The organism is Myxococcus sp. CA039A, from assembly GCF_013336645.1.
GTDB classification, from domain to species: Bacteria; Myxococcota; Myxococcia; order Myxococcales; family Myxococcaceae; genus Myxococcus; species Myxococcus llanfairpwllgwyngyllgogerychwyrndrobwllllantysiliogogogochensis.
The window spans coordinates 1-10508 of the sequence record NZ_JABUMQ010000361.1 but is presented as its reverse complement, the minus strand read 5'-3'; the positions used below and the strand labels follow the sequence as shown (position 1 = coordinate 10508).

The 10508-nt window shown below is 67.4% G+C and carries 11 protein-coding genes and 1 other RNA gene; 4 read left to right on the top strand and 8 right to left on the bottom strand.

Features of this window, described 5'->3' with window-relative positions:
• The first annotated feature begins 127 nt into the window (after positions 1 to 127).
• Positions 128 to 685 (top strand): hypothetical protein, encoded by a 558-nt coding sequence (locus HR086_RS39710; RefSeq protein WP_141649162.1) that lies wholly within the window; start codon positions 128 to 130, stop codon positions 683 to 685.
• 20 nt (positions 686 to 705) lie between these two features.
• Here HR086_RS39710 and glsA read toward each other — a convergent pair whose 3' ends face one another.
• From glsA to HR086_RS39675, 7 genes are all read right to left on the bottom strand, one after another.
• Complete coding sequence (glsA, locus tag HR086_RS39705; RefSeq protein WP_174468210.1) at positions 706 to 1674, bottom strand: glutaminase A; 969 nt, start codon at positions 1672 to 1674, stop codon at positions 706 to 708.
• Positions 1628 to 3241 carry a putative glutamine/gamma-aminobutyrate antiporter GadC gene (gene gadC / locus HR086_RS39700; RefSeq protein WP_174468209.1) on the bottom strand — a complete coding sequence of 538 codons (1614 nt, stop codon included), beginning with the start codon at positions 3239 to 3241 and terminating at the stop codon, positions 1628 to 1630. Before gadC ends, glsA begins: the two co-directional genes overlap by 47 nt.
• A 34-nt stretch (positions 3242 to 3275) precedes the next feature.
• Entirely contained in the window at positions 3276 to 4637 is a 1362-nt protein-coding gene (locus HR086_RS39695) for a DcaP family trimeric outer membrane transporter (RefSeq protein WP_174468208.1), read from the bottom strand.
• A 138-nt stretch (positions 4638 to 4775) separates the two neighbouring features.
• Positions 4776 to 6104: an APC family permease gene (locus tag HR086_RS39690; protein WP_174468207.1), complete on the bottom strand. Its 1329-nt coding sequence runs from the start codon at positions 6102 to 6104 to the stop codon at positions 4776 to 4778.
• Between the two features lie 221 nt (positions 6105 to 6325).
• An RNA gene (rnpB, locus tag HR086_RS39685) (RNase P RNA component class A) lies at positions 6326 to 6723 on the bottom strand.
• A 67-nt stretch (positions 6724 to 6790) separates the two neighbouring features.
• Positions 6791 to 7417, bottom strand: coding sequence for a ribonuclease HI family protein (locus tag HR086_RS39680; protein ID WP_174461544.1), 627 nt, complete (start codon positions 7415 to 7417; stop codon positions 6791 to 6793).
• Between the two features lie 6 nt (positions 7418 to 7423).
• On the bottom strand, positions 7424 to 8155 hold the full coding sequence (locus HR086_RS39675; RefSeq protein ID WP_141649159.1) for a zinc ribbon domain-containing protein: 732 nt from the start codon (positions 8153 to 8155) through the stop codon (positions 7424 to 7426).
• A 162-nt stretch (positions 8156 to 8317) separates the two neighbouring features.
• Between HR086_RS39675 and HR086_RS39670 the strand changes: the two genes are divergently transcribed.
• Complete coding sequence (locus HR086_RS39670; RefSeq protein WP_174453056.1) at positions 8318 to 9097, top strand: hypothetical protein; 780 nt, start codon at positions 8318 to 8320, stop codon at positions 9095 to 9097.
• Positions 9098 to 9251: 154 nt separating this feature from the next.
• Positions 9252 to 9416 (top strand): hypothetical protein, encoded by a 165-nt coding sequence (locus tag HR086_RS39665; RefSeq protein ID WP_174453057.1) that lies wholly within the window; start codon positions 9252 to 9254, stop codon positions 9414 to 9416.
• A 136-nt stretch (positions 9417 to 9552) separates the two neighbouring features.
• Here HR086_RS39665 and HR086_RS39660 read toward each other — a convergent pair whose 3' ends face one another.
• On the bottom strand, positions 9553 to 9846 hold the full coding sequence (locus HR086_RS39660) for an FYDLN acid domain-containing protein (RefSeq protein ID WP_141649469.1): 294 nt from the start codon (positions 9844 to 9846) through the stop codon (positions 9553 to 9555).
• Between the two features lie 146 nt (positions 9847 to 9992).
• Between HR086_RS39660 and HR086_RS39655 the strand changes: the two genes are divergently transcribed.
• Positions 9993 to 10508 (top strand): GYF domain-containing protein (locus tag HR086_RS39655; protein WP_141649470.1); only part of this gene is annotated, 516 nt, incomplete at its 3' end.

Sequence of the window (10508 nt, the reverse complement as noted above, 5' to 3'; positions counted from 1 at the left end):
ATAAGAGACAGGGCGGCACCTGAGCGGTCAGGGCGTCGAGGGCATTGGGGGTCTTCATGTGCGCCGCTCCGCATACACCAACACGCCGGTGGATGCAGCGCCCGTGGCCGAGTAGAACCGACGTGCCATGCGCCTCAAGCTCCCCACCGTCATGCTTTCGTCGGTCCTCCTGCTGGGAAGTGCCTGCATCGTCGAGGCCCCGGGTGGTGCGAGTCCCGAGCAGCGGCGAGCCGCCACCGTCACCCAGGTACCAGCCCTGTCCGTGCGCAATGGCGCAAACCTGGGCGGCAAGGTGGAGCTGGTCGCCGCCACCGTGCAACCCGGGCGGCTGACGCCGGGGGAGCGGGCCCAGGTCACCGTCTACTTCAAGGTGCTCGAGGCCCTGGACGCCGACTACCTCATCTTCGTCCACGTCGAGGACGCCGGCGGGCGCATGGAGCGGATGAACCTGGACCACATGCCGGCCAACGGGATGTTGCCCACGTCACAGTGGAAGCCGGGCGAGACGGTGAAGGACGAGTTCTCCATCTACCTCCCCGCCGACGCCAACCCGAAGGCCCTCAACATCTGGCTGGGCCTGTGGGACCCGAAGACGGATGCCCGCCTGCCGCTGACGAACCGGGACGCGGTGCGAAACGACGGAAGGGACCGCATCCTCATCGCCCAGGTCCCCGTGGCCCACTGAAAGACGCGTCGCGTCGTGCTTCACCTCGCGGGTGGCGAGGACCCGGTGGTGGTCGCGAAGAGGTTGAGGTCGAGCACCTCCGAGAGGTGCCGGATGGCCCGCTGGCCCCTCACGCTGTTGCCGAAACGGTCCAGCGGAGGGCTGAACGCGGCGATGGCGAGCCTGCCCGGAACGACGGCGAGGATTCCGCCGCCCACGCCGCTCTTGGCGGGCAGCCCGACCTCGTATTGCCACGTGCCCGTGTTGTCGTAGAGGCCGCTCATGGTCATCTCGGCGAGAATCCGGGGCACGTGCTCCGCCTTGACGGCGCGTTGCCGGGTGAGGGGGTTGATGCCCCCCGCGGCGAGGGTGGCCCCCATCACCGCCAGGTCATGGGCGGTCAGTCCGACCGAGCACTGTCGCGTGTAGACGTCCGTCGCCTCCATGGGGTCGCTGTAGAGGGTGTGGCTGCTGTCGAGCAGCCACGCGAGGGCGCGGTTGTGCTGATTGGTCGCGCTCTCCGAGCGGTAGACCTCGTCCATGACCTCGAGCTCGCGGCCCGCGAAGGCGCACAGGGTCTCGTGAATCTTCTCCCAGCGGCGCGCCGCCGAGTCCGCGGGAATCAGGCTGACGGTGGCGATGGCCCCCGCGTTGACGAAGGGGTTGAGCGGCTTGCCGTCATGCACCACGAGCGCGTGGACGGAGGCGAAGGACTCGCCGGTGGGGTTGTCGCCCACCTTCTTCCGGAGGACTTCCGAGCCCACCTCGTCGAGCACCCGCGCGAGGGTGAAGACCTTGGAGATGGACTCGATGGCGAACTCGGAGCGGGTGTCCCCGGCCTCCGTCGCCTGTCCGTCCGCGGTGATGACGACCAGCCCGAAACGCTCGGGTTGGACGCGCGCGAGCACCGGGATGTAGCTGGCGTTCTGCCCTTCCTTCAGGTCCAGGTATCGCTGGTGCGCTTCAGTGGTCGCCGCGCGGATGGTGGCGGGTGTCGTCGGTGTGCCCATCGGGTTGCCTCCTGTCGTGGGGAGTCGTGGGAGGCCAGGCCTCCTCTTCGTCTTGCGTCGGAGCCGCGCCGGGGTGGCCCGAGGCGCCGGGCTTCTCCCAGTTGAAGGGGGCCAGGTCGCGCGCCCCCGCCGCCGAGCGCCAGCTGGCCTTGCGCCGCGCATAGAGGATGAGGGGGATGGCCACGAAGAGGACGTTGCCGCCGATGAGGATGAGCACGTACGTCATCGGGCTGCCGACCTTGATTTGCGACGGCGGGATGAAGCTGAGCACGAACGCGACGAGCGCTCCGATGAGGCCCGCTCCGCCGATGACCCACATGCCCACTTCTCCACCTGGGACGCGGTACGCGCGCTTCGTGTGCGGCTCGCTGTAGCGCAGGTAGATGGCGGCCGAGAACATCAGCATGTACATGATGAGGTAGAGCGTCGACGTGAGCTGGCTGAGGATTTGATACGCCGCCTGCACCGACGGAAGGATGACGAACATCAACGACAGGAAGGTGACCACCAGCCCCTGGACGATGAGGATGTGGCTGGGCGCGCCGTGTCTGTTCATTCGCTGGAAGAACGGCGGCAGATAGCCCGCTCGGCCCACGACTCCCAGCGCCGCCGAGGGGCCGGAGACCCACACCGTGACACTGCCCAGCACGCCCAGGAAGAGGGCCGCTGCTATCACCGGTGACAGCCAGGCCATTCCAAACGCCTTGAAGAAGTCGCGGTACGAGACGAGCAGGCTCTGGGTCAGGTTGATCTGCGTCTTGGGGATGATGAAGCTGATGGCCAGCGTGCCGAGCACGAAGAGCACCACCGTCGTCACTGACGCGATGAGGATGGCGAGCGGATAGGTGCGCGAGGGATTCTTGGCATCCACGACGTGGATGGCGTTCATCTCCATGCCCGCGTAGAACAAGAAGATGGACGCGGCGAGCACCAGGTTTCCGAACTGGCTGAAGTCGGGAATCACCTTGTCCCAGCCGAGCTGAATCTGGAGCGGTCGTCCCGAGGCCATGTACACGAGGCCAAACGCGATGAGCAGCAAGGCGGGGATGATGGTGCCGATGAGGCCCGCCCACTTGGAGATTTTCGAGGACGTCTTGAGCCCGCGCAGCGAGACGAAGGTCGCCGCCCAGTACAGGCCCAGCACGATGAGAATCGTGTAGAACTTGTTGCTGGAGAGCGACTTGTCCCACGTCTGGTTGGGGCCGACGAACGCCAGCGCCACCGCGCCGTAGGTGAGCACCGTCGGGAACCAGATGGTGGACTCCATCCAGACCAGGAAGATGGCGAGGAAGCCCCACCGGGGACCAAAGGCCTCGCCGACCCAGCGAAACACACCGCCCTTCTCGGGCCAGCCCGTGGCCAGCTCCGCCGCCACCAGCGACACCGGGATGAGGAAGAACACCGCGGCGAAGGTGTAATAGAAGAGGGACGTCAGCCCGTATTCGGCTTCCGCGGGCAGGCCTCGCAGGCTGACGACGGCCGTGACGTTCATGATGGCCAGGGTGAGCACGCCCAGCTTGGGCGCCGCACTGGCGGCAATGGGTTTTCTGGTCGTCCCCGACTCCATGGAGTCTTCCCTCGGTCCTGGTTCGTGTGGTGTTTCAGTAGCGGTACTGGAGGGTGAGCTGTCCGCGGACGGCCTGTCCGGACTGGCTGTCGATGGCGCGGTTGTAGCCCCACAGCCCCTCGACGCCGACGAGGACGCCCTTCATGGGTTTGGCCACCAGGTTCAGGGACGCGTATTGCGAGCGGCGGAAGCTCTTCGCGTCGAGCGAGGCCTCGAAGTCGCGGTCCCAGAGCTTGAGCCACCCATAGGTCGCGGTGGAGCTGAGCTTGGGTGTCCATGCGTAGATGAAGCCCGCGTAGGCTCCGAGCAGGGGCACGGCCTTGAGTGCGCCGCGCGTGTTCAGCGCGGCGTCGTACTGCGCGCCGCCCGTGTCGTTGAGGTACGCGCCAATGCCTTGTCCCCCCGCGACGCCGATGAGCAGCGTGTGCTTGTGGGAGAAGTGGTGGGCGCCGGTGAGATTGCCGCCAATGCCCAGCACCGTCTTGCTGTCCTTGCTGTCCTTGGACTGGATGCCCACCGCTCGCACCAGACCGGCGAGCTGCAGGTGGCCCCAGGCTCCCTCGGTGCGCCAGGCGAGGACTCCGTCGGGGAGCATGTCGCGCGCATCTCCCGCGGACGTGGGCACGTTGGAGCCGGGCTGCTCCAGGGCGACGTGGAGGAACATCCGCCGCTGCTTGTCGTGGGACAGGGTGTGGCTGTAGCGGGCCACGGCATGTTTGGAGAAGACGAGCGCGTTGGGGCCCTCGAAATCGAGGGTGCTCGGATAGGCATCGACGTCCGCGAAGGTCGAATCGGTGAAGCCCGCCAGGACGCCGCCCAACTGCGCGTAGACGTAGTTCGGGTGGAAGCCGAAGGTGGGCTGCGCCTGGGCGAAGCTCGTGGTGAAGAGCAGCCGCATCGGCCCCAGCTCCGTCTTGCCGCGCATCTCCAGCGAGATGTCGGACGGGTTGGCGGTGGCTGTCGTGTGGGTGCCCGGAGAGTGGAAGAAGGGTTGTCCGCGCACGGGGATGGCGGACGTGGTGAACCAGGTGGGCGTGCCCAGGAGCTTGGAGCTGACGGTGAACGCGGTGGTGGCGCCGATGCCGAGCTTCAGGAAGACCTTCGTGCTCGGAATCCGGAAGTAACCGGGCAGTGTCGTGTCGAAGACCGCGTGGTCGGGGCGAGGGGCGAAGGCCTGGGTGTTGGAGGGGAGCTTCAGGTCGAGAAAGGGCAGCTCCGGGAGCGCCAGCTCCTCACCAGGCGACAGGGCAGCGGAGGACGTGTCTGTCTTCGCGTCCTGGCTCGTGGAGGAGGACTCCTGGGCCTGGGCGTCCCAGGCGAGGGTGCTCAGTGACGCCATCAGCGCGATGGCGACGCCGCGACCAGGGAACTGCTGTGAAGGGACTGAAGAGGTCATCGGGTCCGTTGCCGCCACGGCGAAGTGGCTGAAAACGTAGGGACCCGCTGGTGCCAGTCATCCCAGCTAGGGAGTCTTGCCCGATGTTGGAAAGCGGGCCGCCCTCTTCCCCGCGCGGAGGTCGCGCGTGCGGGCCTGTCAGCGCGCGCGGGAGTGCGGCAGGCCGTGGTGATGCGATTGGATGAGCCACTGGACGAGCGCGCTGCCCGCGACGGCGACGACGGTGAGGACGAGCGAGAGCGGCTGGGTCTTCGCGGAGCTGACGAGGAAGGTGATGAGGACGACTCCCATCAGTGTCGCGCCCACGCCAATGACGGCGCGCGAGGCTCCCGTCTGGCGCGCGAGCTTCCAGCACGCGACGTGGACCGCCATGTAACAGATGAGGAAGGTCGCGCTGGCGACATTGGCGATGGCGCCCAGGCTCATGGTGTTGACCATCACCAGGATGGCGACCACGCCCCACATGAAGCCCTTCGTGCTCTTGCCCTTGAGGGGTGTGCTGAAGGCTTGGGGGAGTTGGCCGGCGCGAGCCTGCGCGGACGACACGTTGAGGGCGGCGAAGAGCGTGGCGTTGATGGCCGACGCGGTGGCGAGCAAGGCCCCGAGCGCGACGATGGTGAACCCCGCGGAGCCGAGCACGGGCCGCGCCGCCTGGGCCACGGCGGTGTCCGCGTCACGGGCGAGCTCCGCGGGGGGCACCAGGGAGAGGACTGTCACGGAGAGCCCCACGTACAGCACCGTCACCACGCCGATGGCCAGGAAGATGGCCTGGGGAATGGTCTTCTTGGGATTGGCCACATCCGACGCGGCGTTGGCCATCATTCCGAAGCCCGAATACGCGAAGAAGCACAGCCCCACGCTCGAGACGAGGGCGGTGAGCCCCAGGTGGGGGTGCGAGTTCAGGTGCTGCGTTCCGCCCTGGGTCATGGAGTAGATGCCCACGGCGAGCAGGCCGCCCAGGATGACGAGCTTGATGGACACGAGGGCGACCTCCGCCTTGCCCACCGCACCCGAGCCGACGGCATTCAGGACCGACAGCAGGATGACGATGGCCGAGCCGAAGATGCTGAACCAGAGGTGTCCTCCGCTCGGGAGGAAGAGGCGGGTGGCGTAGGCTCCGAACGTCTTGGCCACCATGGCGATGCTGATGGCCAGGGTGACGAGGTAGATGAGCGAGAGCGTCCCGGAGACGAGCCCTCGTCCGAAGCCTTCCTCGAAGAAGAGGGTGATGCCGCCGGAGCTGGGGTAGCGCGAGCTGAGCCTGGCGTAGGAGTAGCCGGACAAGAGGGTGACGACTCCCGCGAGCGCGAACGCGAGCCAGGTCTTCGGGCCGACGAGCAGCGCGGCCTGTCCCAGCAGCGCGAAGATGCCGGCTCCCACCATGGAGCCGATTCCGAGCGCGCTGACCGCCCAGAGGCTCATCGCCGCCCGCCGAGCGGGCGGGCCCTTCGTTGGTTGCTCCGCCATGGGGCCCTCGAGGCTGGCGTTCCACCTGGCGCCGCTCGGGCCCCCGCGGCCTGCCTGGGGAGAGCTCGAGGTGGAGCCTCGCGGGAACGTCATGACGAAGGTTGGCGCGCTGTTCACTGCCCACAAGACGGGCAGGGCAGCGCAGCGGACCTCCCGCCCACCTGACCACCCCCAGGGGAGGGGGCTGGGAGACGAGCGGGGCATTGTGCGAACAGGAAAAGCGCCGGAGTGGCCCTGTAAGCCGAGTTCTGTCCCCGCCCCTTTCGGAACGGGCGATGAACATTCATCTAGGGCCCTGGTTACCCAGGGGCCTCATCAGCGAGCAACCCGAACGCATGGGACGGGCAATCCCTGTCCCCCGGACAGCGGGGACGCGCTCCTATTGGCTCTTGCTCCAGGTGGGGTTTACCGTGCCGTCTGAGTCACCCCAGACGCGGTGCGCTCTTACCGCACCGTTTCACCCTTACCCGCCCCCTTGCGGGAACAGGCGGTCTGTTTTCTGTGGCACTTTCCTGCGAGTCGCCTCGACTGGCTGTTAGCCAGCACCCTGCCCTATGGAGCCCGGACTTTCCTCCCGCCACCCGTGACTGCGGTGGCCGGCGTTCACCCGGACCACTCCGGCACCTGTCCCTTACAACAGGCTCGGGACAGCGGTCCACTCCAGGGGGTTCGCGAGGCTTGGGGGATTACATCCGCTCGTCGATGGCGCGGTTGCTCATCTCGTCCGCCTCGGCGTTCTTCGCGCGGGGGATGTGGTGGAGCTTCACCTTGGTGAAAAGTCCCAGCAGCCGCCGCGCCTCCTCGAAGAGGGGCCTCAGCGTCATGCTCTTCACCTGGTACTGCCCACCGAGCTGGCGGATGAGCAGCTCGCTGTCGGCGTAGACGTCCACCTCGCGCGCGCCCATCGACTTCGCGTGCTTCAGGCCCAGCAGGAGCCCCTGGTACTCGGCGGAGTTGTTCGTCTGCGTCCCGAGGAAGCGGCCCAGTCGCGCCACCACGTGGCCTTCGGGGTCCGTCACCACCGCGCCCGCGCCCGCGGGCCCGGGGTTTCCTCTCGCGGCGCCGTCCGAATAGACGCGCACGCGAGGAAGCGGCTCGGAAGGAGGGGACGGCTCCACCGCTGTCGAGGCGGGAGCCGAGGTCGCCGTCACTCCGTCGTCGGCCCTCGAGGGAGGGCCCAGACGGGTGGCGGCTTCGTCGAGAAGCTGACCCAGTCGCTCCCGCGTGAGTCCGCGGAAGGTGCGCACCGTCGACGAGAGCGGCTCCTCACGCGCGATGTGGCGGAGGATGTCGACGAGGGACGGTGCGGGCATCGCGGCCTACTTCGCCGCCGCGGGTGTTTCCTGGAGGGCTTCCACCGCGTAGATGATGCGGTTGCAGGACGGGCAGACGTCCGTGCCCAGCGAGGTGCGCAGGTTGTTGTAGAGCTGCGGGGGCACGTTCATGTTGCAGCCCTGGCAGGTCCCCGCCACCACGCCGACCAGCGCGGGCAGCTTCTTCTTGCGGATGACCTCGTAGCGCCGCAGCAGGTTCGAATCGACGGCGCTCGCGACACCCGAGCGACGGCCCTCGAGCGTCTTCACCTGCGCCTCGGACTCGCCCAGCTTGCCTCGCAGCTCCGCCATTCGCGCCGAGAGGCCTTGCTGCTTCGTTCCGAAGTCGGCCTCCTTCCCCTTGAGGGCCTCGCGAGCCAGGCCGAGCTGCTTGATCAGCTCCACCTGCTCCTCAGCCATCGTCAGGTTGGCCTTCTTGGCGATATCGATTTCACGGGCGAGGGCGGAGTACTCGCGGGTGGAGCGCTGTTCGCTCAGCCGCGCCTCCCACTTCTTCACCTTGTCCTTCTCGTCCGTGATGTTCTGCTCGCGCTCCGCCTTCTGTCGCTCCATGTCAGTGACACGCGCGCGCTCAGCCTCGATGGCGCTGCGAGCTACGCCCAACTCCCGCTCCAACTCGGCAATCTGACGGGGGTGGACGTCCGCGGCCTTCCGGAGCGATGCGACCTCCAGGTCCACATTCTGAAGCTCCGCCAGCGCCTTCAATTTCTCCCGCAAAGTTGCTGCCTCCCACAGAGCCGCACCGTGTACGGCCGCGCGCTCTTCTACCAACAAGGGTGATAAGGGTCCAACGCCCAAATGGACCATGAGTCATCCCCTGGGCCCTTGGATTGCTCCTCGCCATTTGAAAGAGCTTCACGCACCCGTTAGACCGGGCACGTGCTCCGCGCCACCTTTCATCGCCCGTTGCTCCTCCTCGCGCTCGTCTCCGCCTGCCGCGAGACGCCCCCTCCCTCGGCCCCCGTCGCTCCCGCGCCGACGGCTCCCTCGCCCGCGCGCCCTGCCGCCGACGTGAAGTGGGGTGTCATCGAGGGTCGCGTTCGCCTCACGGGCACGCCCCCGGCCCCCACCTTGTCGCCCACCACCGGCACCGTCGTGTCCGTATGCGGCGAGCAGGCGGAGGACCGCTCCCTCGTCGTCGGCGCCGAAGGGGCACTCGCCCACACAGTGGTTTCCCTCAAGTCCGGCGCCGGCCTCCCCGCACCGGCGAGCCTCCCGGCCGACCCCGTGCTGGACCAGAAGAAGTGCGTCTACGAGCCGCCCGTCCTGGCCGCCCGGGCAGGCGGCACCCTGACGCTGCGAAACTCTGATCCGCTCGTGCACAACGTGCGCGCCGCCTCCGGCTCCAACCGCTCCTTCTTCAACGTGGCCATGCCGCTGGAGGGGATGACGACCCGCAAGCCGCTCCCCGCGGAGCCGGGTGTGGTGCCCATCCGCTGTGACATCCACCCGTGGATGCGCGCGGTGGTGCGTACCTTCGACCACTCGTACTTCGCCACCACCAGCCCGGAAGGGCGCTTCCGCCTGGAGGTCCCCGAGGGCACCCACACCCTCGTCCTCTGGCACGAGCGGCTGCCCCAGGCCGAGCAGACCGTGAATGTCCGCGCCGGAGAGGTCGTCGAGGTGGAGCAGTCCTGGGCGGTAGGAGACCTGAAGTAGCTGGCCCGCTCAGGCCTGTATCAAAAGAGTCTGGAAGTTTTTCGGCGCTGCGCGTTCTACATGTCGAGGCGTGGGTGATCCGGATTTCATTTCCGCTGCGGCCGAAAAATTGCTACAATACTGGCGAGCAACACCACGAGAGGGGGGCCGAGTCATGCAGCAGGCCAAGAAGCGAACGACTCTGACGAGCCAGGCACACACCCACCAGGAGCCGACCCGCAAGGAAGTCCGGCCGGTGGGGATGCAGGAAATGGGGCCTGGCCTCTACGAGCAGATCCGCCGTGCGCTGATGGAGTTGTCGCTGGCGTCAGGGACTTGAGCGGAGCCGAAGCGTCACGCTGAACGGAGCCCTGGCGGCGCCCCTTGACGGGCGCGCCTCGCTTCAAGGCCTCGTGGGTACCACCGAGGCGCAGGGACTCCCGGCGAATGCCAGGGAGTCCCTACAACCCCACGACTCAGGTTTCTTCTTCTTCGGTTTCCGCGGTCGCGGTCTCGTCGTCGTCGAACGAGTCGAGGTCTTCTTCCTCTTCCTCGCTCGCGGCGGCGGGCTCTTCGGGTTCAATCGGTTCGATGACCTTCGGGGCGGCGGCCAAGCGTCCGCGTCGTCCCTCGGGCTGGGGCTTGAGAGCAGGGCTTTCCCGCTGGTCCGCGCCGCACTTGGGGCACAGCGGGTCAGGCTTCTTCATGTCGTAGAACTTCGTCTGGCACTTGTAGCAGACGAACTTCGATCCGAGGTCCTTCGCCGGCATTCGCCACCTTCTGAATAAGGCCGAGAGAAGACAGAGGGCGGCTGCATAGTTGGCGCGCAAGACGGAGTCAACCGATGGTTTGCGCGGGAGATTTCTAGCGGTAGCATCCAGAACCCAGTCTCCCCTCAGTGAGCCGGACGCTCCCCTTGAACTTCACCTGCGACAATTGCCAGAAGCGGTACTCCATTGCGGACGAAAAAGTCCGCGGCAAGACGGTCAAGGTCCGTTGCAAGAACTGCCAGAACGTCATCACCGTCGAAGGACCCGCCGAAGAGGAGAGCACCCGCGTGGTGTCGCTCGCGGACGTGGAGCGGCTGAGAGCGCAAGAGCGCTCCCTGGCCGAGCCCGCCGCCGCGCCCGTCACCGCCGCGCCCGCGTTGGCCAAGGCGCCACCCGCCGCGCTTCAAACGCCCTGGGACGATGAGCCCACGCGTGCCGCACCCCTGCGGGCCACCGGTTCGCCCTGGTTCGTGATGGTGCGCAACAAGCAGGAAGGCCCCCTCGACGAGGGGGCGCTCCGGGAGCTCGTCGCCACTGGCACCATCAGTGGCCGCAGCTTCTTCTGGCAGCAGGGCATGGCGGACTGGAAGCGCGGCGCGGATGTGCCGGAGCTCGCTGGTCTGTTCACCCCGCCACCCGAGCCGGAGCCCCTTCCTCCACCC

Excerpts from the sequence above, each read along its gene's own strand:
- glsA (WP_174468210.1), bottom strand. The coding sequence starts at position 1,674 with ATGGGCACACCGACGACACCCGCCACCATCCGCGCGGCGACCACTGAA.
- HR086_RS39680 (WP_174461544.1), bottom strand. The coding sequence starts at position 7,417 with ATGCCCGCACCGTCCCTCGTCGACATCCTCCGCCACATCGCGCGTGAG.
- HR086_RS39665 (WP_174453057.1), top strand. The coding sequence starts at position 9,252 with ATGCAGCAGGCCAAGAAGCGAACGACTCTGACGAGCCAGGCACACACC.
- HR086_RS39660 (WP_141649469.1), bottom strand. The coding sequence starts at position 9,846 with ATGCCGGCGAAGGACCTCGGATCGAAGTTCGTCTGCTACAAGTGCCAG.
- gadC (WP_174468209.1), bottom strand. The coding sequence starts at position 3,241 with ATGGAGTCGGGGACGACCAGAAAACCCATTGCCGCCAGTGCGGCGCCC.
- HR086_RS39690 (WP_174468207.1), bottom strand. The coding sequence starts at position 6,104 with ATGGCGGAGCAACCAACGAAGGGCCCGCCCGCTCGGCGGGCGGCGATG.
- HR086_RS39710 (WP_141649162.1), top strand. The coding sequence starts at position 128 with ATGCGCCTCAAGCTCCCCACCGTCATGCTTTCGTCGGTCCTCCTGCTG.
- HR086_RS39695 (WP_174468208.1), bottom strand. The coding sequence starts at position 4,637 with ATGACCTCTTCAGTCCCTTCACAGCAGTTCCCTGGTCGCGGCGTCGCC.